This is a genomic window from Ureibacillus sp. FSL K6-0786 (genome assembly GCF_037965165.1).
Lineage (GTDB): Bacteria > Bacillota > Bacilli > Bacillales_A > Planococcaceae > Ureibacillus > Ureibacillus thermosphaericus.
Window position 1 is genome coordinate 2,435,001 of record NZ_CP150191.1, and the last position, 21,792, is coordinate 2,456,792.

General features: G+C 36.8%; 20 protein-coding genes, 12 tRNA genes, 1 riboswitch and 1 other annotated feature (1 of these 34 cut by a window edge). Of the genes, 26 read left to right on the forward strand and 6 right to left on the reverse strand.

What is annotated here, in order from left to right; all coding sequences use genetic code 11:
* From NSQ18_RS12045 to NSQ18_RS12130, 18 genes are all read left to right on the forward strand, one after another.
* Window positions 1–54 (forward strand) — tRNA-Ala (locus NSQ18_RS12045); it begins 22 nt to the left of the window's first position.
* Window positions 55–78: 24 nt separating this feature from the next.
* A tRNA-Met gene (locus tag NSQ18_RS12050) sits at window positions 79–152 on the forward strand.
* A gap of 6 nt (window positions 153–158) precedes the next feature.
* Window positions 159–235: transfer RNA gene (locus tag NSQ18_RS12055), tRNA-Ile, on the forward strand.
* A 29-nt stretch (window positions 236–264) separates the two neighbouring features.
* Window positions 265–357 (forward strand) — tRNA-Ser (locus NSQ18_RS12060).
* A gap of 20 nt (window positions 358–377) precedes the next feature.
* Window positions 378–454 (forward strand) — tRNA-Met (locus tag NSQ18_RS12065).
* 4 nt (window positions 455–458) lie between these two features.
* A tRNA-Asp gene (locus NSQ18_RS12070) sits at window positions 459–534 on the forward strand.
* 7 nt (window positions 535–541) lie between these two features.
* Window positions 542–614: transfer RNA gene (locus NSQ18_RS12075), tRNA-Phe, on the forward strand.
* Between the two features lie 6 nt (window positions 615–620).
* Window positions 621–694: transfer RNA gene (locus NSQ18_RS12080), tRNA-Gly, on the forward strand.
* Between the two features lie 2 nt (window positions 695–696).
* A tRNA-Ile gene (locus NSQ18_RS12085) sits at window positions 697–773 on the forward strand.
* A gap of 5 nt (window positions 774–778) precedes the next feature.
* A tRNA-Asn gene (locus NSQ18_RS12090) sits at window positions 779–853 on the forward strand.
* A gap of 3 nt (window positions 854–856) precedes the next feature.
* Window positions 857–949, forward strand: a tRNA-Ser gene (locus NSQ18_RS12095).
* A gap of 11 nt (window positions 950–960) precedes the next feature.
* A tRNA-Glu gene (locus NSQ18_RS12100) sits at window positions 961–1,032 on the forward strand.
* Window positions 1,033–1,154: 122 nt separating this feature from the next.
* Window positions 1,155–2,096, forward strand: a complete 942-nt coding sequence (locus NSQ18_RS12105) for a dipeptidase (RefSeq protein WP_016837029.1) — start codon at window positions 1,155–1,157, stop codon at window positions 2,094–2,096.
* Between the two features lie 243 nt (window positions 2,097–2,339).
* Window positions 2,340–3,719 (forward strand): isochorismate synthase, encoded by a 1,380-nt coding sequence (locus tag NSQ18_RS12110; RefSeq protein ID WP_339288189.1) that lies wholly within the window; start codon window positions 2,340–2,342, stop codon window positions 3,717–3,719.
* On the forward strand, window positions 3,712–5,433 hold the full coding sequence (gene menD / locus NSQ18_RS12115; protein WP_339288190.1) for a 2-succinyl-5-enolpyruvyl-6-hydroxy-3-cyclohexene-1-carboxylic-acid synthase: 1,722 nt from the start codon (window positions 3,712–3,714) through the stop codon (window positions 5,431–5,433). The genes NSQ18_RS12110 and menD overlap by 8 nt, the downstream gene beginning before the upstream one ends.
* On the forward strand, window positions 5,421–6,230 hold the full coding sequence (gene menH / locus NSQ18_RS12120) for a 2-succinyl-6-hydroxy-2,4-cyclohexadiene-1-carboxylate synthase (RefSeq protein WP_016837032.1): 810 nt from the start codon (window positions 5,421–5,423) through the stop codon (window positions 6,228–6,230). Before menD ends, menH begins: the two co-directional genes overlap by 13 nt.
* Window positions 6,231–6,250: 20 nt before the next feature.
* Window positions 6,251–7,069, forward strand: a complete 819-nt coding sequence (gene menB / locus NSQ18_RS12125) for a 1,4-dihydroxy-2-naphthoyl-CoA synthase (RefSeq protein WP_016837033.1) — start codon at window positions 6,251–6,253, stop codon at window positions 7,067–7,069.
* A 176-nt stretch (window positions 7,070–7,245) separates the two neighbouring features.
* Window positions 7,246–8,682 carry an o-succinylbenzoate--CoA ligase gene (locus NSQ18_RS12130; RefSeq protein WP_016837034.1) on the forward strand — a complete coding sequence of 479 codons (1,437 nt, stop codon included), beginning with the start codon at window positions 7,246–7,248 and terminating at the stop codon, window positions 8,680–8,682.
* A 145-nt stretch (window positions 8,683–8,827) separates the two neighbouring features.
* On the opposite strand, the gene NSQ18_RS12135 is transcribed toward NSQ18_RS12130, so the two are convergent.
* Together NSQ18_RS12135 and yidD are read right to left on the reverse strand one after the other, a co-directional pair.
* On the reverse strand, window positions 8,828–9,775 hold the full coding sequence (locus tag NSQ18_RS12135; RefSeq protein ID WP_339288193.1) for a zinc ABC transporter substrate-binding protein: 948 nt from the start codon (window positions 9,773–9,775) through the stop codon (window positions 8,828–8,830).
* Window positions 9,776–9,883: 108 nt separating this feature from the next.
* Complete coding sequence (gene yidD, locus NSQ18_RS12140; RefSeq protein ID WP_016837036.1) at window positions 9,884–10,117, reverse strand: membrane protein insertion efficiency factor YidD; 234 nt, start codon at window positions 10,115–10,117, stop codon at window positions 9,884–9,886.
* Between the two features lie 342 nt (window positions 10,118–10,459).
* Here yidD and NSQ18_RS12145 point away from each other — a divergent pair, with 342 nt between their 5' ends.
* From NSQ18_RS12145 to NSQ18_RS12160, 4 genes are all read left to right on the forward strand, one after another.
* Window positions 10,460–10,903: a Dps family protein gene (locus NSQ18_RS12145; protein WP_016837037.1), complete on the forward strand. Its 444-nt coding sequence runs from the start codon at window positions 10,460–10,462 to the stop codon at window positions 10,901–10,903.
* Between the two features lie 100 nt (window positions 10,904–11,003).
* Entirely contained in the window at window positions 11,004–11,324 is a 321-nt protein-coding gene (locus NSQ18_RS12150) for a hypothetical protein (protein WP_016837038.1), read from the forward strand.
* Between the two features lie 46 nt (window positions 11,325–11,370).
* Window positions 11,371–11,838, forward strand: a complete 468-nt coding sequence (locus tag NSQ18_RS12155) for an NUDIX domain-containing protein (RefSeq protein ID WP_016837039.1) — start codon at window positions 11,371–11,373, stop codon at window positions 11,836–11,838.
* On the forward strand, window positions 11,822–12,613 hold the full coding sequence (locus NSQ18_RS12160; protein ID WP_016837040.1) for a prolyl oligopeptidase family serine peptidase: 792 nt from the start codon (window positions 11,822–11,824) through the stop codon (window positions 12,611–12,613). Before NSQ18_RS12155 ends, NSQ18_RS12160 begins: the two co-directional genes overlap by 17 nt.
* 299 nt (window positions 12,614–12,912) lie before the next feature.
* Here NSQ18_RS12160 and pckA read toward each other — a convergent pair whose 3' ends face one another.
* On the reverse strand, window positions 12,913–14,499 hold the full coding sequence (gene pckA / locus NSQ18_RS12165) for a phosphoenolpyruvate carboxykinase (ATP) (RefSeq protein ID WP_016837041.1): 1,587 nt from the start codon (window positions 14,497–14,499) through the stop codon (window positions 12,913–12,915).
* 251 nt (window positions 14,500–14,750) lie between these two features.
* A riboswitch (SAM riboswitch) is annotated at window positions 14,751–14,862 on the forward strand.
* Between the two features lie 232 nt (window positions 14,863–15,094).
* Here pckA and metK point away from each other — a divergent pair.
* Window positions 15,095–16,291 carry a methionine adenosyltransferase gene (gene metK, locus NSQ18_RS12170; RefSeq protein ID WP_096551632.1) on the forward strand — a complete coding sequence of 399 codons (1,197 nt, stop codon included), beginning with the start codon at window positions 15,095–15,097 and terminating at the stop codon, window positions 16,289–16,291.
* Window positions 16,292–16,382: 91 nt separating this feature from the next.
* On the opposite strand, the gene NSQ18_RS12175 is transcribed toward metK, so the two are convergent.
* A complete protein-coding gene (locus NSQ18_RS12175; RefSeq protein ID WP_016837043.1) occupies window positions 16,383–16,895 on the reverse strand; it encodes a gamma carbonic anhydrase family protein in 513 nt (170 codons plus the stop codon).
* Window positions 16,896–17,018: 123 nt separating this feature from the next.
* On the opposite strand from NSQ18_RS12175, the gene NSQ18_RS12180 reads away from it, so the two are divergent.
* Both NSQ18_RS12180 and NSQ18_RS12185 read left to right on the forward strand, forming a co-directional pair.
* Window positions 17,019–17,813, forward strand: a complete 795-nt coding sequence (locus tag NSQ18_RS12180; RefSeq protein WP_016837044.1) for an alpha/beta hydrolase — start codon at window positions 17,019–17,021, stop codon at window positions 17,811–17,813.
* A gap of 163 nt (window positions 17,814–17,976) precedes the next feature.
* Window positions 17,977–19,455, forward strand: a complete 1,479-nt coding sequence (locus NSQ18_RS12185; RefSeq protein WP_016837045.1) for an alanine/glycine:cation symporter family protein — start codon at window positions 17,977–17,979, stop codon at window positions 19,453–19,455.
* Window positions 19,456–19,474: 19 nt separating this feature from the next.
* Here the strand turns inward: NSQ18_RS12185 and NSQ18_RS12190 are convergent, their stop codons facing one another.
* Window positions 19,475–20,056, reverse strand: a complete 582-nt coding sequence (locus tag NSQ18_RS12190; RefSeq protein ID WP_026018961.1) for a class I SAM-dependent methyltransferase — start codon at window positions 20,054–20,056, stop codon at window positions 19,475–19,477.
* Window positions 20,053–21,009, reverse strand: a complete 957-nt coding sequence (locus NSQ18_RS12195) for a TIGR01212 family radical SAM protein (RefSeq protein WP_168411936.1) — start codon at window positions 21,007–21,009, stop codon at window positions 20,053–20,055. The genes NSQ18_RS12190 and NSQ18_RS12195 overlap by 4 nt, the downstream gene beginning before the upstream one ends.
* Before the next feature lie 209 nt (window positions 21,010–21,218).
* On the opposite strand from NSQ18_RS12195, the gene NSQ18_RS12200 reads away from it, so the two are divergent.
* On the forward strand, window positions 21,219–21,422 hold the full coding sequence (locus NSQ18_RS12200) for a hypothetical protein (RefSeq protein WP_339288199.1): 204 nt from the start codon (window positions 21,219–21,221) through the stop codon (window positions 21,420–21,422).
* Window positions 21,423–21,538: 116 nt separating this feature from the next.
* Window positions 21,539–21,750, forward strand: a binding site (T-box leader).
* The last annotated feature ends 42 nt before the right edge of the window (window positions 21,751–21,792 follow it).

The window sequence follows — 21,792 nt, forward strand, 5'->3', positions numbered from 1 at the left end:
AGCGCCTGCCTTGCACGCAGGAGGTCAGCGGTTCGATCCCGCTATGCTCCACCAAATTATAAATGAATAACAATTGACGGCGGTGTAGCTCAGCTGGCTAGAGCGTACGGTTCATACCCGTGAGGTCGGGGGTTCGATCCCCTCCACCGCCATCTTAAGGACCTTTAGCTCAGTTGGTTAGAGCAGACGGCTCATAACCGTCCGGTCGCAGGTTCGAGTCCTGCAAGGTCCACCAAAGGTTGAAAAGATAGATAAGAAACAAATGGAGGAATACCCAAGTCTGGCTGAAGGGATCGGTCTTGAAAACCGACAGGCGGGTCAAACCGCGCGGGGGTTCGAATCCCTCTTCCTCCACCATAATATAAAATAATTATTATCGCGGGGTAGAGCAGTCTGGTAGCTCGTCGGGCTCATAACCCGGAGGTCGCAGGTTCAAATCCTGCCCCCGCAACCAAAGTGGTCCCGTGGTGTAGCGGTTAACATGCCTGCCTGTCACGCAGGAGATCGCGGGTTCGAGTCCCGTCGGGACCGCCATAAATACGGGTCGGTAGCTCAGTTGGTAGAGCATTTGACTGAAGATCAAAGTGTCGGCGGTTCGATTCCGTCCCGACCCACTTGATGCGGGTGTAGTTTAATGGTAAAACCTCAGCCTTCCAAGCTGATGTCGTGGGTTCGATTCCCATCACCCGCTCCAATGGGCCTATAGCTCAGCTGGTTAGAGCGCACGCCTGATAAGCGTGAGGTCGATGGTTCAAGTCCATTTAGGCCCACCATATATTCCGAAGTAGCTCAGTGGTAGAGCAATCGGCTGTTAACCGATTGGTCGTAGGTTCGAATCCTACCTTCGGAGCCATAAGGAGAAGTACTCAAGAGGCTGAAGAGGCGCCCCTGCTAAGGGTGTAGGTCGGGGTAACCCGGCGCGAGGGTTCAAATCCCTCCTTCTCCGCCATACATAGCTGTGGCCCCTTGGTCAAGTGGTTAAGACACCGCCCTTTCACGGCGGTAACACGGGTTCGAATCCCGTAGGGGTCATAAAAAACCTCGAGACAATTTATGATTGTCTCGAGGTTTTTTTATTACAAATTATCGCATGGAACATCTTTATTCATTAATAAATACTATAAAAACAAAAGAGTATGGGGAGTGGAGAATAGATGAAAGTAGTGGACCTACATTGCGATGTATTAGAAAAATTAGCACGATTTGAAGATGCCAATTTTCGCAATGATTCTAGAATATATTCTAACTTTGAAAGATTAAAGGCAGGGAATGTAAAAATTCAAGTATTTGCAATATTTATCCATCCAGATATTCCTAAAGAGCAGAAATTTCAAGAAGCATTACGTCAGATTGAAGCCTTCCATAAATATGTATTGAAAGAGCCGGAAATGGTTCATATTAAAGATTGGAAGCAAATTGATGAGCTCGAAGAAGGGCAAATAGGAGCCGTATTAAGTTTGGAAGGCTGTGATGCCATAGATGATGATCTTGAAAAATTAAAGATCATTTTGGATGCAGGCGTTAAGATAGTCGGATTAACTTGGAATTATGAAAATAAAGTTGGCTATGGCACGTCAGAAGATTCTACAAAGGGTATAAAACCTTTTGGAAAAAAGGTAATTGAATTGTTAAATGAACGAGATATTATCATAGATGTTGCGCATTTAAATGAAAGAGGATTTTATGAATTATTACCGCTTGCAAAAAAAGTGATTGCTAGCCATTGTAATTCACGCACTCTCTGTGATCATCCAAGAAATTTAACGGATGAACAAGTGAAAATGCTTGTAGAAAAAGGTGGACGTATCCATGTTGTTTTTTATCCCCCATTTATAGAAAAGGAGAAGAAAACGACGACAATCGAAAAATTGGTTGAGCACATAAAATATTTAGCTAATTTAGTAGGAGTGGAACATATCGGTTTTGGTTCTGATTTTGATGGGATGGACCCATTGTCAGTAAGCAATTTATCAAATGCTTCTGAATTTCCAAATATCATTGAAAGGTTGCGTCAAGAGTTTACAGATGATGAGGTGAAATTATTTTCAGAAGAGGGATTTATGAATTATATAAGAAAATTAAATGCAACGACTTAATATAGAGATAGGGAAATAAAAACTATATACTCCTAAAATTGGAGATTTTAGGATAAAAACTTTATAAATAATTTCACAGAAAGAATAGTTGAAAGTATTATTATTAAACCTAAAAAAATGATATGATAAAATAGATATTGCATTGTTCGGAAAGGCAATCAGAATAATTATTTTAGGAAAGCAGAAATAAGATTCTGCTATTTTTATGGCAAATTACATTGCTTTTTTACGGAGGTTTTTTTCATGCATCAAAAGTGGTCTAAAACCACTGAAGTTGAAGTGGCATCAAATAAATTGTCCTTTTATATTGAAACGATTGAAGTGAATCAATTGTCCCCTTTAGCTTTTTATGCAGCAGGAGAACAGCAATATAGAGGGGAAAGGTTTTTTTGGCAAAATCGTGAAAAAACATTAACGATTGTTGGACTTGGACAAGCAATCGTATTGGAAAATAATAAAAATGGTCAACGTTTTTATGATATTGAGCATCAATGGAAAGAATTAACGAAAAATATTGTAATGGAAGAGCAGGAACCTCAACCTATTTTATTCGGAGGTTTTACCTTTGATCCGGAAAATAAAGAAAATGGTGAGTGGAATGATTTTCCTCAAAGTTATTTTACTGTAGCTACTTTTCAATTAATAAAACAACATGAGAAAACTTATGTCAGCATTCATTTGATTACAGAACAACAAGATTCTTCGATACATTTTGAAAAATTAAGGGAAGAACGGGACCGATTAATTCATGCAGCTCAAGTGAAAGAATTGAAAACATATGAAAAGCCGAAAATTCACTCGATTCATGAGCGAAATAAAGATTACTATTTCCATGCAGTTGAAAATGTTACCCATTTAATTCAAAAAAACGAAGCAGATAAAGTAGTAATCGCCCGTTCTTTAGAATTGGATTTTAAAGGTGCGTTATCTTCGCCTCAAATCATTTATCAAATAATGAATGAACAGCCGGAAAGTTATTTATTTGGTCTTGAGCGGAAAAACTTACTATTTTTTGGTGCTACCCCTGAGCGTTTAGTAAAGGTGAAAAATCAGTATGCTTATTCTGCTTGTGTTGCTGGTTCTATCAAACGGGGAAAAACAGCAGAAGAAGATAAATTGCTAGGGGAACAACTATTAAGTGATTCCAAAAACTTAAAAGAACATCAATATGTTGTCGATATGATTGAAAATATTTTTAGCAAACATTGTGAAGAGTATAAAGTGCCAAAGCGTCCTAAATTATTAAAAATTCGTGATATACAACATTTATATACGCCTGTTGAAGGAAAATTATTCAATCATGCAACAATATTGCAATTAGTAGAACATTTGCATCCTACTCCCGCGTTAGGTGGAGTTCCTAGAAATAAAGCGATGGAGATTATTCGTGAGTTCGAAAAAATGAACAGGGGATTATATGCAGGACCAATCGGTTGGATTGATGCTGATGGAAATGGAGAATTTGCCGTTGCTATACGATCTGCAGCATTAATTGATAAGAAAGCATACTTATATGCTGGCGGTGGAATTGTTGCAGATTCAAATCCAATGACGGAATATGAAGAAACGTTAGTAAAGTTTCGTCCGATGTTGCGGGCTCTAGGAGGACAATTTAATGAGTGAACGTAAAATTTTGACGGATTATGTGTATCAAATTGTAGCGTCTCTTGTCCAAAATGGTGTGGAAGATGTAGTCATTAGCCCTGGATCACGGTCAACTCCGTTAGCCTATGCATTTGCATCAACAAAAGAATTGAATCTGTATCGACAAGTGGATGAACGATCTGCGGCGTTTTTTGCGTTAGGATTGGCAAAGTCAAAAGGGAAACCAGTAGTATTACTGTGTACATCAGGTACTGCAGCTGCAAACTACTATCCTGCTATAGTGGAAGCAAAATATGCACGAGTTCCGCTCGTTGTCATTACAGCTGATCGTCCCCATGAATTGCGTGAAGTAGGGGCTCCACAAGCAATCAATCAAATTGATTTATATGGAAATCATGTCAAATGGTTTGCTGAATTTCCAATACCTGATGATAACAGTGTAACTCTGCCATTTGTTGAACGTCATATTGTACGAGCTGTCAATATTGCTAAGACTCATCCATTAGGTCCGGTACATATTAATATTCCGTTTCGTGAGCCATTGTTGATTGATTTTCAAAATGAATTACCAAAAAGATCATTTTTGGCAAGTTTCAATGGCACGATTACCCCACACTATGAAGCGATGAAGGTGCTATCATCGATTATCAAAGAAGCACGAAGAGGAATAATTGTAATCGGTGAACTTGCACTTGGTACAAAGTTAGAATATTTATGGTCATTTATTCGAAAAGTACAATGGCCTGTTTTAGTTGAAAGTTTATCAAATATGAGAGCGAATATCCCAGAAGATTGTAAACAGTATGTCATTGCTACATATGATGCGCTCTTAAAAAGCGATGAGTTTAAAAAATTGGCAGTTTGCGATACAGTCATCCGTTTTGGTGCACAACCAGTTTCAAAATTTTTAACGATTTTTTTAATGGAATCCAAGCCAAAAAACTATATAGTAATCGATGAGGATCCGATGTTTCGGGATTCAACTTCCGTTTCAACACATTTTATCCATGCATCCATCGAATCATGGTTAGAGGAAATGATTTTCCAGTCAACGATTAATGAATCATATTTTACTCTTTGGAAAACAGCTGATGATATAGCTAAAAAACATATACTTGCATATACTCAACATGAAAAAGATGAAGGGGCATTCGTTCGCTATTTGTTAGAACAATTGCCAGAAAAAAGTGATTTATTTGTGAGCAGTAGCATGCCAATACGAGATATTGATACTTTTTTGTTGCCTACTTCAAAGGATATTCAAATCTTTGCTAATCGAGGGGCAAACGGTATTGATGGAGTCGTTTCAACGGCATTTGGATTTTCGAAAGGGAGAGAAAATCGAAAAACGTATTTATTGATTGGAGATTTAGCAGCCTTACATGATATTAACGCGTTTCTATTAACCCGCTATCAACCGTGTAATATGACTATTTTTGTATTAAATAATGATGGTGGGGGGATTTTTTCCTACTTGTCTCAAGCAACCGTAAAAGAATACTATGAGGACTTATTTGGAACTCCGACTGCACTAAAATTTCAAGATGTAGCAAACATGTATGGAATGGACTATTTGCTAATCAACCATTTTGATGAAAAAGAAAAGATTTTTGATAAAGGGGACAAACCATTAAGATTAATAGAAATTCGAACAAACCGAAATGAAAATGTTCAGGCACATCGAAAGTTATGGCAACATATAAATTCGGAGTTGAAAGAATGGCTACTTTAAATATTCGTGGAATACAGGTCAATGTGGATATATGGAATGAGGGTGCAGAAGAAGTTCTTGTTTTGTTACACGGTTTTACTGGAACAACTAACACCTGGAATAAAGTAATTGAATACTTGCCAAATACAATAAAAATTGTCGCAATTGATTTAATTGGACATGGTAAAACGGAAGCGCCAAAAGATTCTTCACGATATTCTATGATTGAACAAGTGAAGGACTTGGAAGAAATATTTAATCAATTGGGATTACATTATTTTAACTTATTAGGTTATTCAATGGGAGGGCGAGTAGCATTATCATACGCAGTTCGCTTTCCTAAGCGGATTAAACAATTAATATTAGAAAGTTCATCGCCAGGTTTACATACCGAAGAAGAACAACTGGCTAGAAGACAGGCGGATGAATTATTGGCTGATGAAATTGAAGAGAAGGGAATTCAATGGTTTGTAGATAAGTGGGAAAACATCCCCCTTTTTGCATCCCAAAAGACATTACCTGAACAAATACAACAAGCGATTCGAGAAGAACGGTTAAGCCAATCAGAAACGGGGCTTGCTAATAGTTTGCGTGGAATGGGGACAGGTGCCCAACCTTCATTATGGCGAAAATTAATTCGTCTCTCCTTTCCCGTTATACTCATAACTGGAGAATTAGATCAAAAATTCGTCCAAATTGCTGAACAAATGCTTGAACAGCTACAAAATGCGAAACATATTAACGTTCCTAATGTAGGCCATTCAATTCACGTGGAAAATCCGGAACAATTTGCTACAATAATTAAGGAAGTCTTATAAAATTCGGGGAGGTTACTCATATGACTCGTGAGTGGAAAACTTTACATACTTATGAAGATATAAAGTATGAATTTTATAATGGGATTGCAAAAATTACAATCAATCGTCCGGAAGTACGCAACGCATTTCGACCAAAAACGGTTGAAGAATTAATTGATGCTTTCTCCCGTGCTCGTGATGATGCAAATATCGGTGTTATTATTTTAACAGGTGAAGGTGATAAAGCATTCTGTTCTGGTGGTGACCAAAAGGTGCGCGGTCATGGTGGGTATGTTGGCGATGACAATATCCCACGATTAAACGTACTAGATTTACAACGACTAATTCGCGTAATTCCAAAACCAGTTATTGCGATGGTTGCTGGATATGCTATCGGTGGCGGACACGTATTACACGTAGTGTGTGACTTAACGATTGCTGCAGACAACGCTATATTTGGACAAACTGGTCCGAAAGTTGGTTCCTTTGACGCTGGATACGGTTCTGGCTATTTAGCACGCATCGTTGGACATAAAAAAGCTCGTGAAATCTGGTACTTATGCCGTCAGTATAATGCACAAGAAGCGTTAGAAATGGGATTAGTAAACACGGTTGTACCTTTAGAACAATTGGAAGATGAAACGGTAAAATGGTGTGAAGAAATCCTTGAAAAATCACCAACTGCCATTCGTTTCTTAAAAGCTGCAATGAATGCAGATACAGATGGACTTGCAGGACTTCAACAATTCGCTGGAGACGCGACGCTTCTTTACTATACAACGGATGAAGCAAAAGAAGGACGAGATGCGTTTAAAGAAAAACGTAAACCAAACTTTGGTCAATTCCCAAGATTCCCTTGATTTAGATATCGATAATTCGTTTTTGAAAATAGGCTGTCTTGAAAGTTTCTACTTTCAAGACAGCCTTTTTCATTTTGGATGGATTTTGTAAATCATGATAACTAATGAGTCTGATTGTTAATTTTTATTTATGATATTTTTTTAGTAAAATGAAGGGGAGAAAGGGAGGAATTATAATGTACCCTAATTGGATTCTACAGCGAGCCTATTTAACTCCAAATCGAATTGGATTATCTTTTGAAGGTAATCACTGGACTTTTGAAGAAATCAAAAAGATTTCTGTAAAACGTGCGGAACAATTAAAGGTATTAGGAATAGATAAGGGAAGCCGTGTTGCGGTTCTTGGAGAAAACGATTCAAGTTTGATTTTTATTATGTACGGATGTATGCATTTACAATGTGAAATGGTGTTATTAAACCGTAAGCTAACTACTAATGAATTGGCTTATCAAATCAATGATGCACAAGTCTCAATGGTATTAGTCAATGACAATGATCTGTCATTACTGCCTGAAGATGTGAACTACTTGCGATTCTCTGAAATCGAAAATAGCGATTGTAAGCCAATTGAAATAAGCCGTGAATGGCCGCTGCAACAGACGATTTCCATTATGTATACGAGCGGCACGACAGGTTTTCCAAAAGGCGTGCGTCAAACGGTAGAAAACCATCAATCAAGTGCCGTTGCTTCAGTTTTGAATATCGGTTTATCCGAGAAAGATGTTTGGCTTTGTGCTGTACCTCTTTTTCATATTAGTGGATTTTCGATATTAGTTCGTTCTCTATTATACGGCAACGAAGTAAAGCTCTATCGAAAATTTGATCATGTACAAATTGCAGAGGATATTGTTTTCGGTAGGGTAACAAATGTTTCAGTGGTAGCGGTGATGCTTGAGCGAATTTTACATATCCTTGAAGAACGAAATCAGAAGGCATCTCCATCATTTAAGTTGATATTGGCAGGAGGTGGCCCTATTCCGAAAGATTATTTAATTCGTGCAGAACAGCGGGGATTGAAAGTATTGCAAACTTATGGGATGACGGAAACTTCCTCTCAAACAGCGACATTACCTGCGGAAGATGCTTTGCGGAAAATCGGTTCGGCTGGTAAACCATTATTTTTCAATCAGATTAAAATATTAGGAGCGGAAGGTCCTTACCAAGAAGGGGAAATTTGTATCCGAGGTCCACATGTGACGCCAGGATATATTGGACGTTACGAAGCGAAACCATCGACGGAAGACGGATGGTTACATACTGGTGATATAGGTTATGTAGATAACGAAGGATATTTATATGTCGTTGATCGCCGTTCAGACCTAATCATTTCCGGTGGAGAGAACATTTATCCAGCAGAAGTGGAAAACGTGTTAATGGGGCATCCTGCAATCAAAGAAGCGGGTGTTTGTGGAGTGGAGGATGCAACATGGGGACAAGTTCCAGTTGCTTTCATTGTATTGAAAAAAGATGTTTCACCTGATGAAATTAAAGAATATTGTTTACAACATTTAGCGAAGTATAAAGTACCAAAAGAAGTCTATGTGGTTGATGCATTACCAAGAAATGCTTCCAATAAATTGTTGCGTCGAAAATTAAAAGAATTGTTATCTTAATCTCCATGAGTAGTACAAGCTGGTTTGTACTACTTTTTTAATAGTGATGATTTGATAAGTTATCTATTCCATGCATTATGTACCTAATTTAAGGAAAAATAAGAGCGAATCGAAAGCTGCAGCCTTCTGAATCGCTCCCTTAGGATTAATAATTTAAAGCTTTTTCCAGCGTTTTTAAATTTTTCTTCATTAAAGTAAAGTAATCTTCATTGTTTTGAATATCTTCTTCTGTTAATACACTGAGGTTATGTAATATTAGTGATTCAGCACCAATTTCTTGTTGAATGACAGATGCTAGTTTTGATGATACATTTTGTTCGAATAATATATATTTTATTTGATGTTTTTTAGCAAGAGCAACAATTTCCGCAAGTTCCTTCTGGGATGGTTCGCTTTGTGAATTTAATCCAGCAACGGGGATTTGTGTTAACCCGTAATTTCCTGCGATATATCCAAAGGCTGCATGGGACACAAAAAATGTTTTGGATGAAGCATGACTTGCTAAGTCTTTATATTGTTGATCTAATTCATCGAGACGTTTTACTAATTGCTCATAGTTTGTATTGAACGTATTTTCTTGTTCTGGAAGAAGGTTGACAAGTTCATTTTTAATCGTCAATGCTATATCTTTAGAGATCGTAGGAGAGAGCCAAACATGTGGATCGACCTCTCCATGGTGGTGGTCGTGTTCATGTTCATGTTCCTCGTGGGAATGTCCAACAGAAGTTTGTAGTTTTTGTTCATCAATTTTTTCTGCGACTGGAACAAATTTTACGTGTTCATTTGCCAATGATTTTTTCGCATTTTCCACAAAACTTTCTAAACCTAATCCAATATAGAAAAATACGTCTGCATCTGCTAAAGCGATCATATCCTTTTGTGTTGGTTCAAAAGTGTGCTCATTTGCTCCAGGAGGATAGATAGAAGAAACATTCACATAATCTCCACCGATTTGTTTTGCAAAATATTGTAGTGGGTATACAGTAGTATATATATTAATTTCGTTATTCTTTTCTTGATTCGATTCATTATTGGTGCAGGCAGTTAAAAGCAGCGTCATCGCTAGTAATGAGAGGAAAATCAAATTTCTCATTATATTTCTCCTTTTCATCAAATAGTAATGATTACGATTTATGTAATTTTCACGAAATCAATAATACCATGAACAAGTGAATAAATACAATAAGAAAAACCTTCGAAATTAATTTTTTTTCGAAGGCCACTTTTCAGGTACGGGATCAAAACCCCCAGGATGAAAAGGATGACATTTTAAAATGCGGATTGTAGTAAGAATAAAGCCTTTAATAGCACCGTGCTTTTCAAATGCTTCAAGTCCATATTGAGAACAAGTCGGATAAAATCGGCAGGTTGGTGGTGTGAGTGGAGAAATAAATTTTCTATAAAATTGAATAAACCAAATAAAAGGATATTTCATTGTTCGAATTTCTCATTCCTTACTTTACTTATTTAAAATCGACCTTTTCTTTTCATATGTATAAAGAAACCGATAGCACCAATCATTATGATGAAATACATAACGCCTACTAATATTAAGATACCAGACATATTCAATATCATCACCTCTACCTATATACTAACATAATTATTCTTCTGATTGTTGAATACAAGGTGAACATAATATTTGGATAAATTCAATAAAAAATATCATACTATATATGAACTGTTTTCTGAGATTTCATGCAATTGTAAAATTATAAAAACAATGTTTTTAGTATAATTAAAAAAGAAAGAAAAATCTGTAAAATGAGGTGAAATGATGTCAAACGATAAATTAATTGCCCAATTAAATGAATTAGTTTCAACATACTCAGTATTATATACTAAACTTCATAATTACCATTGGTATGTAACAGGTCCAAGCTTCTTTACATTACATGAAAAATTTGAAGAATTATACAATGAAATTACGGCAAACTTAGATGAAGTAGCAGAGCGTATTCTAACAAAAGGCGGAAAGCCAGTTGCAACATTAAAAGAGCATTTAGAATTATCAAGAGTACAAGAAGCTTCAGGTTCAGAAACATCAGAGGAAATGGTTCAAACAATAATTGATGACTTCCAATCCACTATGAAGCTGATTAAAGAAGCAATGGAAGAGGCGGCAAATCAAGGCGATGATCGTACAGAAGATATGTTGAACGCAACTTTCCAAAGTCTAGAAAAACATACATGGATGTTATCAGCGTTTTTAGGTAAATAACGGAATGTCTATCCTCAAGAGTTCAATGATAGAACTTTTGAGGATTTTTTATCCTTTTGAATAGCCCTAATTGTATTTCACCATAATGAATATAAGGAGGGTGATTACTATCGAAAAGACAACGCTGTATGTGAACGTCTTAAACCAATCTTATAATTACATTCCTACTGGCGAACCTTGTGAGTTTAAGATTGAATTGGATCCGGATAAAGTGTTTATATTTAAAAAGCTATTTAATCAGTTAAACTCTTTAGAATTTGATAATGCAGTAAGAGCTCATTTACCATATCTTCCATACCATCTTGATGAAGAGAATGATGAAATTGATAATCGATTGAAAAAAATTTATGCTTTAATTCATGAGTTTGGCGATGAAAAAATAAAAGAATTTGTGGAACAATTGCCCTATTTCAATAATTGAATAGAACACATCCCTTCGCTACACTAAATGTATAGGAGTTGAAGGGATGTTTACTTTTTATGATTTAAACAATAATAAAGTCGAACTAAGTTTTGAAGGTCCTCCGTTTCCACTTGAGCCGAAGCATGTCCTGGTGCTTGTACAAAAAGATGGAAAATGGCTTTGTACAATCAATCAAAAACGGGGTGTGGAATTTCCTGGAGGTAAAGTGGAATTGGGAGAAACAATAGAACAAGCAGCTAAGCGGGAAGTTTATGAAGAAACGCTCGTACATATTACGGATTTGAAATTATTTGCCCATTATACTGTTTATGAAAAAATCCCATTTTGTAAAGCCGTATTTGTTGCAAAGGTGGCTCGAATCGAACCTTTTGTTCAACAATACGAAACGGTCGGGCGACTTTTTTTAACAACGGAGGAAGTATTACAACATCCATATGCAAGTTTTTATATGAAGGATGAAGGGATGAAAAAAATTTTGCAGGAAGTGAAACAACTTGAAAAAGAATGGTAGCATTGAATTAATTAGAAAATATCCTTCTCCTAATCCAAATGTAGAGCTTGAGGAAATCGTTTATTGGTCGGAAGGGCTTCGAGTGAAAGGATTGCTTGCTAGACCTATTGGAGATGGTTCATATGAAGCATTATTATATTTGCGTGGTGGATTGCAGTCGGTAGGAATGGTAAGGCCAGCTAGAATTGCGCAATTTGCCTCAAATGGGTTTATTGTATTTGCACCGTATTATCGTGGAAATCGAGGTGGAGAAGGTCGCGATGAATTTGGGGGCGATGACCGACTTGATGCACTGCATAGCATCCAATTATTAAAAGAAATTGCCAATAATGATTCGGTACACCTTTTTGGTTTTTCAAGGGGAGGATTAATGGCTTTATGGATGGGGATTTTGAGTAAAGATATTCGGTCAATCGTCACTTGGTCGGGTGTAGCTGATTTGGCGGATTTGTACGAAGAACGGGTTGATTTAAGACGTACGCTAAAGAGACTTATCGGTGGATCTCCAACAAAATATCCGGAAATTTATGAAGAACGCTCACCAATTTATGAAGTGGACCGCATTCATGCACCGGTACTTATTATCCACGGTACTGAAGATTCCAATGTTAGGATCGAACAGTCCTATAAGCTTGAAAAGGCGCTTAAGGAATCAGGAAAAGAATTTGAAACGTGGTATATGGCCAATTTGGCACACCATTTTCCACCCCATATCAATAGAGAAACGGTCCGTTCTATTTGCAATTGGATGAAAGAAAAAGGAAAGAAGCGATGATTTCAATTCACTCTTTTCCCTTTAATTATTGAAACACTTAGAACCGTTTTTCATTAAAGATTTATAAAAAAGCCCATCAAAATTAAATGGCCTGATCAAAAAGTGTAATATTTTTTGATCAGGCTCAAATTCTTTATGATGATTATATTTTCCCTGCGTTGGTCACATCTGACGCGACTCCTTGTCGAAATTAATCTGCGAAGAATGCATGAGCATCAGTCGTAAAGAGAGGCGCCTCAATGACTTATTAGGCGCCTCTTTAATCTTAATATGAGTTTAGAATGGATGGAACGTTGATATTAAACCAATGGTCCACCTTTTTTCAAAATATCTTCTGATACGTTGTTAAATTTCTTGAAGTTTTCTTTGAATAAATCAGCTAAATAACGAGCTTTTTGATCGTAAGCTTCTTTATCTTTCCAAGCTTCACGAGGATCTAGCACTTCGCTTGGAACCCCTTCAATTGCAGTTGGGATGTGTAATCCGAAAATACCATCTTGTTTTGTTTCAACATCGTTTAATTTACCGCTGATAGCAGCACGTACCATTGCGCGAGTATATGAAAGCTTCATGCGGCTACCTACACCGTATTCGCCACCAGTCCAACCAGTGTTCACTAAGAATACTTGAACGTTGTGTTCATCGATTTTCTCACCTAACATTTCAGCATATTTTGTTGCTGGAAGTGGTAAGAAAGGAGAACCGAAGCATGTAGAGAATACTGGTTCAGGTGAAGTAACGCCGCGTTCAGTACCAGCCAATTTAGAAGTGAATCCGCTTAAGAAGTGGTACATTGCTTGTTCCTTCGTTAATTTACTGATTGGAGGAAGCACTCCAAAAGCATCAGCAGTTAAGAAAATAATTGTTTTCGGATGACCAGCAATAGAAGGCATTACAATATTATCAATGTAATGAATTGGATACGCTGCACGTGTATTTTCTGTTAGGCTATTATCATCGTAATCAGGAATACGTGATTCTGAATCGATTACAACGTTTTCTAACACTGTACCAAAACGAATGGCATTATAAATTTCTGGCTCTTTCTCAGCTGATAAATTAATTGTTTTAGCGTAGCAGCCGCCTTCAATGTTGAACACACCGTTGTCAGACCAACCATGTTCATCATCACCGATTAATTTACGATCACTGTCAGCAGAAAGAGTTGTTTTTCCAGTACCAGATAAACCAAAGAATAACGCTACGTCACCATCTTCTCCAACGTTAGCAGAGCAATGCATTGAAAGAATTCCTTTTTCAGGTAACAAGTAGTTCATGATACTGAAAATAGATTTTTTCATTTCACCAGCATATTCCGTACCACCGATTAAAATAATTTTCTTTTCGAATGATACGATAATAAATGCTTCAGAGTTTGTTCCGTCAACAGCTGGATTCGCTTTGAAACCAGGTGCAGAAATAATTGTGAAATCAGCTGTATGAGAAGCTAATTCTTCTTTTGTTGGACGGATGAATAATTGATGACAGAAAAGATTGTGCCAAGCATATTCATTTACTACTTGAATAGATAATTGAGATTCTTTATCTGCTCCAGCAAAGCCTTTAAATACAAATAACTCGTCTTTTTCTTTTAAGTAATTTAATACTTTTATATACAAGTTATCAAACACTTCAGCAGAGATTGGCTGATTTACACTACCCCAATCAATTTTATCTTTAATGCTTTCTTCTTCGACAATAAATTTATCTTTTGGAGAACGGCCTGTATATTTACCTGTCTCAGCAACAATTGCACCATCAATTGTTAATTTGGCTTCTCCACGAGTTACCGCCTTTTCAACTAATTGAGGCACTGACAATTGAGTGTTTATATTTCCACCTTTTAATAATTCCTTCAGCTCATTTGCAATTTCTACTGAATTCATCGATTAAATACCATCCTTTTTTTATTTTTAGGAAAATTAATTGTTGGTTATATAATACAGAAATTAGTATAACACATTAGATGAAATAATCTATACTAATTCTTAAAATTATTTATGAAAATTTTTTGCTTGTAACAAGAGTACCTACTTATAAGTAAATTATAGAATACCGGGTTATGTCAAATTTGAGAAAAAGGAAAAAATATTTGACATTGTATAGTATATTACGTAACATGTTGGTTGAACGGATACTCTTATCCAGAGCTGGTGGAGGGTTAAGGCCCTATGAAACCCGGCAACCTGCATTACTATAATAATGCGTGGTGCTAACCTGATGCAAGGGGTTCCCTTGAACGATAAGAGTGAAAGGTAGAATGTTTAGTTCCTTTCCTCATGCATGTGGATAGGAACTTTTTTTATTCAAGCACAAATGTCGTACTCATTCAACCTATAAAACCTATAAAAAGATAAAAATTTCTTAAAGCCTTTCATCATCTTCGCACTGTTCCTTACGGGCGAATGTTGCTAAGGCAAAATGGATAATGAGTACCGTATCATAGCAGAGATTCGTCTCGTAAATTTAGGAGGAAATTTAATGTCAAATCGTCGACTGTTTACATCAGAAAGCGTAACAGAAGGTCATCCAGATAAAATTTGTGACCAAATATCCGATGCAATATTGGATGCGATACTAGAAGAAGATCCAAATGCAAGGGTTGCTTGTGAAACAATTGTTACAACTGGATTAGTGCTTGTAACCGGAGAAATTACTACGACAACTTATGTCGATATTCAAAGTATTGTTCGGGACACTGTCGCAGAAATTGGATATACGCGTGGGAAATTTGGATTTGATGCAGAAAACTTGGCGGTGCTCACTGCAATCGGTGAACAATCACCAGATATTGCAGAAGGTGTAGACCAAGCCTTAGAAGCACGAGAAGGATATATGACTGATGAGGATATCGAAGCGATTGGTGCTGGAGACCAAGGATTAATGTTTGGATTTGCTTGCAATGAAACTCCAGAACTGATGCCTCTACCGATTAGTTTAGCTCATCGACTTGCAAGAAGATTATCAGAAGTTCGGAAATCAAAAGAGATTCCGTATTTACGACCAGATGGTAAAACACAAGTTACTGTAGAATATGATGAAAATAATGTACCTCGTCGCATTGATACAATCGTCATTTCTACTCAGCATGATGAAGGAGTTACTCTTGATCAAATTAAAGTAGATATGATGGAAAAAGTTATTAAGGAAATTGTTCCAATAGAGTTGATTGATGACGATACTAAATACTTCATTAACCCAACTGGCCGCTTCGTAATTGGTGGACCAAAAGGAGATGCGGGTCTAACTGGACGCAAAATTATTGTGGATACTTATGGTGGATATGCTCGTCATGGTGGAGGAGCATTTTCTGGAAAAGACCCTACAAAAGTGGACCGTTCTGCTGCCTATGCTGCGCGTTATGTAGCAAAAAACATCGTAGCATCTGGTCTTGCTGATCGAGTAGAAGTTCAATTAGCTTATGCAATTGGTGTTGCACGTCCTGTATCCATTTCAATTGATACTTTTGGAACAGGTAAAGTAAGTGAGAGCAAATTAGTTGAGTGGGTCAAAGAACTATTTGATTTACGACCTGCGGGTATCATTAAAATGCTAGATTTGCGTCGTCCAATTTATAAACAAACTGCTGCATATGGTCATTTTGGTCGCACGGATATCGATTTGCCTTGGGAAAGAACAGATGTGGCCCAATTATTAAGAGAGAAGGCAGGATTATAATTATTTTATAAAAATGCAGGCAAATATGAACGCCTGCATTTTTATTTTTCAATGTAAATTTAATATTGTATAAATAATAATAACTTGAATTTTATTTCTTTAATGACTGATAATATTTTCCTTTTTCAACATATTCTTGAATAATGCGATCCATATCTTTACGATCTTCTTCTGTTACTTGACGGACGACTTTAGCAGGATTGCCCATAGCGACAGAATTTGGAGGGATTTTTTTACCAGGAGGTACTAAACTTCCAGCTGCAACGAGTGCTCCTTCTCCGATTTCAGCACCATCTAATATGATGGATCCCATGCCAATTAAAGCGCGTTTACGTACAATACAACTGTGTAAGGTAGCCTGATGACCAACGATGACTTCATCCTCTATGATTAGAGGGTTATTTGGACTTTGATGTAAACAACTTAAATCTTGGATGCTACAACGTTTTCCAATAATCGTTGGTGCAACATCTCCGCGAATCACAGTTCCAAACCAAATTGACGTATCTTCGCCAATTGTAACATCTCCAGTAATCGTTACATGGTCTGCTATAAATACAGAAGGATCGATATTAGGTTCTTTATCTTTATAAGGATAAATCATCGCAAAGCTCCTCATTTCTAAAGTATTATTATGTATATTATCCTAGCAAATAAGAAAATATTTGAAAATAGAACAAAACTAACTTGTAATGACAGAAGTATTAGTGGATTTAGGAGGAACGCTATGTGGAAGTGGGAAACTAAAGAGCAACCGAAAGCTGTTATAGTAATAATACATAGCGCTTTTGAAAACCACCGTTGGTATGCATGGTTAATAGAAAAATTGATGACGGAAGGTTATCATGTCGTGATGGGCGATTTACCAGGGCATGAAGAAGGGTCAAAATTTACGAGGGTTCATGATGAATTAATTGACGAATACTTACTTTTCATTAAACAGCTCATGAAAAGCGCTCTTCAATATCATTTACCAGTATTTATCATTGGACATGGCTTGGGCGGAACCCTTGCAATTCAATTTTTAAGGTCAACGAAGATGGAATGCGCTGGACTAGTATTAACTGCTCCGTGGTTACAGTTGCATAAACATTCCAATTTACTTACAAGTGCACTAGCAAGCATGAACATAGCACCAAGCAAAAAAGTGTCGATGGAGTTTGATAGACGATTATTTACTCGAAATTCTGATGGTTTTCTAGAGATGGAGGATGACGTACCATATCATTCCAATGTTACCGTTCGATGGTATCGAGACATTCAACAATTAATGAAAAATTTGATGACTCAGGATAAGACATTGTCATTGCCCATTTTGCTCATTACCCCTAATCAAGATAAAGTGGCGGATTCAGAAACGGCGAGAAAGTGGTTATTATTGCAAAAAACAAGTGAATTTCAATATAAAGACTGGCCCCATAGTTATCACAATATTTTTCATGATTATGAAAGGGAAGAAGTATTTCTATACATGAGAGATTTTATGAATAATGTTCTACGATCTATAGGATATATAGTTTAATTGAATTATATTGAAATTGGAGGAATGTTCGATATGGACATTCCTTTTTTAATATAAAATTAATAATTTTTTTAAAAAAATGATATCAAAAATATTGATTGTTTTCATAAGTTTTTGTAATATAAAAAATATTCATGATACATAAATTTAAAGGGGTGTGTGTATGTTAGAAAATTTCTTAAACTGGATTAGCGGCATCCTTTGGGGGCCAATCATGATTTATGGGATTTTAATCGTAGGACTAGTGTTCTCGATTATGACCCGATTTGCTCAAATTAGAAAAATTAAAGAAATGTTTGTTTTAATGTTTACTGGAGAGAAATCAGAAGCTGGTGTTTCTTCTTTCCAAGCATTAACGATAGCGCTTTCAGGACGCGTCGGTACCGGAAATATTATTGGTACGGCCAGCGCTATTGCATTCGGTGGTCCAGGTGCGGTATTCTGGATGTGGATTACAGCATTTATTGGAGCATCAACTGCATATGTAGAATCAACATTAGCGCAAATCTATAAAACTAAAAAACAAGGGGTTTATCGTGGTGGACCAGCTTATTACATGGAAAAGGGGACTGGTAAACGCTGGTTCGGAGTAATGTTTGCGATTGCAGCCATTTTAGCGATGGCGATCTTGATGCCTGGAGTTCAATCTAATGCCATTTCCAGTGCAATGAACAATGCATTTAACATTTCACCTTGGATGACAGGATTAGCTATCATTGCTTTATTAGGATTTGTTATTATTGGTGGGGTAAAACGTATTGCAAACGCAGCACAAATTATCGTGCCATTTATGGCGGTTGCATACCTTTTAGTAGCAATTGTCGTAATTATCATGAACATTTCAGAAGTGCCTGCAGTGTTCGGATTAATTATTCGAAGCGCATTTAGTGTAGATGCAACATTCGGTGGTATGATTGGTGCAGCCATTGCGTGGGGGGTAAAACGTGCTATTTACTCCAATGAAGCAGGACAAGGTTCAGGTCCACATGCTGCAGCAGCTGCGGAAGTATCCCATCCAGCGAAGCAAGGTCTAGTGCAAGCAGCATCTATTTATATTGATACGTTACTTGTATGTTCCGCAACAGCGTTAATGATTTTATTCATGGGCACTTACAATACGAATGTAAATAATGCTGAAGGAGAATTAATTGTTGAACATGTACCAGGGCATAACTATACAGAATTTACTCAGCTTGCTGTTACTGGAGCATTCCCTGGATTAGATAATTTCGGTGCTGCATTTGTAGCCTTTGCTTTATTCTTCTTTGCATTCACAACATTAATGGCTTACTACTATATTGCAGAAACGAATGTTGCTTATTTATTCTCCGGACGCACAGAAGGAACTGTTACTTGGATTCTAAAAATTGTAATGCTTGCTTCCGTATTTTACGGTTCAGTAAGAACTTCAGATTTAGCTTGGCTACTAGGGGATATCGGACTTGGTTTAATGGTATGGACAAATGTTATAGGGATTATTGTATTAGCGAAGCCTTCCTTCATAGCTTTAAAAGATTATGAGGAACAAAGAAAAGCTGGAAAAGATCCTGTATTTGATCCTATTAAATTAGGAATTAAAAATGCAGATTTCTGGGTAGAGCGTAATAAATCTCAAAATCAACAAGAAAATAAAGAAAAATAGAAATATAAAAACTGCCGACTTATTTTAAGTCTGGCAGTTTTTTCATTTTCTCCAAAGCAATGATAAACGGAGGGTCGTTTTTTTGATTAATGAATTCATAGCGAAGAACGTGAACATATTTTTGAGGAAGAGATTTTACAAATTCAATCACCGCATCTCTTTCCTCTTTCCCACCTTCGTGACCATGGTAAATCACTAAAACTATTATGCCACCAATCTTTAAAAGTGATAGTAATTGTTCAATTGCAGAAATAGTTGTTTCTCCTTTGGTGATAATGTCATGATTTCCACCAGGTAAGTAGCCTAAATTAAAGATAGCCCCCGCTACTTCTTCTTGGACATATTTAGTCAGTTGTTCGTGTCCATCTAAAATGACACGGGCTCTATGTTCTAATCCGTTTTCTTTTAATCGTTGAATTGTTACATCTACTGCTTGTTGTTGAATATCAAAGGCATAGACAAAACCTGTCTCTCCTACAAGATTAGCTAGAAATAATGTATCGTGGCCGTTTCCAGCGGTTGCATCAACGGCGATATCACCTTCATTAATTACAGATGATAATAAAGTTTTTGCGTAAGGTAAAACCCGTTCTAGCATTATTTGTTCACTTCCGCCTTATAATATTTTCCTTGCCAGGAGTTTCTACGTTCTAATTCAGCATCAATGCCGTTTAACACTTCCCATTTGTTCACGCTCCACATTGGTCCAATCATTAACTCTATCGGTCCATCACCGGTAATGCGATGGATGATCATGTTTGGCGGAAGAATTTCTAATTGGTCTGCTACAAGTTTGATATACTCTTCTCTTTCAAGGAATTGCAACATGCCTTTTTCATATTGTTTTACCATCGGTGTTCCTTTTAATAAATGCAAGAGATGAATTTTGATGCCTTGAACATCTAACTTAGCCACTTCACGTGCCGTTTCCATCATCATATCGTAATCTTCTAATGGTAAACCGTTAATGATGTGGGTACAAACACGTATATTATGTTTGCGAAGTTTCTCGACTCCTTCAACATATGTAGCATAATCATGAGCTCGATTGATTAAATTTGCTGTTCTTTCATGTATCGTTTGCAGTCCCATTTCAACCCATAAAAATGTTCTTTCATTTAATTCTGCCAAATATTCTACGACGTCATCTGGTAGACAATCGGGGCGAGTAGCGATGCTTAAACCCATTACCCCTTCACAATTTAGTGCAGCTTCAAATTTCTCTTTTAAAACAGGTAGAGGTGCGTGAGTATTTGTATATGCTTGGAAATAGGCCATTGTTTTACCGTCTTTCCATTTATTCTGCATTTTTGCTTTAATTTTTTCGAATTGGACCGGAATTGGGTCAACTCGATTACCGGCAAAATCCCCACTGCCGGCAGCGCTGCAGAAAGTGCAACCTCCATATGCCACTGTTCCGTCTCGATTCGGACAATCAAAGCCTGCATCTAATGCTACTTTATATACTTTATGGCCAAACTTATCACGCAAATATCGATTCCATGTATAATAACGTTTCCCATCGGAAGGGAATGGAAATTGTTGCTCTGTCAATTGTTTCACTCCTTACTGGTATTCACGAAAACAGTTGCATTTTGTTGGGTTAGATGTTGATTGATGAGCGGAATACCATTACACATTATAACATTGAAGAGGAAGCGTTGTAATCTTATTAATATTGCTTATATTGTTTATATTAAAATTTACAATATTGGTTATAATAGGTAATATTATATCGATTAGAAAAAAAGGGGAGTTTAGGGTTGATATTTCAAATAATGGGGATAGGAAATGCTATTGGATTCATCATGTTCTTTATTATTTATCTTCTAAGCATGATACTGGGTTTTTTCAAGCATTCCACATTTTTTGCTCTAGCCATTATCGGATTTGGGGGAGCGGTTTATTACGTTGTTCGAATTGTTTCAAATATACTGAAGGAGATAAAGAAAAGAAATACAGAATAACTGGTGAAAAACTAGCCATATGAGGAAATTTAGTCTAAAATAATATACATTAAGATTTGTATTCATAGGGCTTGTATAATTTCTATATTTCCATTAAAATGAATTCATTGAAAATATGTACGACTAGGAGAAGGAATAGTAGATTTTGACGCTTTAACAGAGAGCTAGCGGTTGGTGGGAGCTAGTAAGCAGACAAATCGAACTCGCCTTTGAGTCTGTTTTAGTGAAAAGTAGTAGCTAAAACCGTTCACCGCGTTAAGGGTATGAGCTGAGTGCTGTGTCACTAATTTGGGTGGTACCGCGGGAGTAACATACTCTCGTCCCTTCTCTTTGGGTTGGGGCGAGTTTTTTTATTTTTTTAAAAATTCCG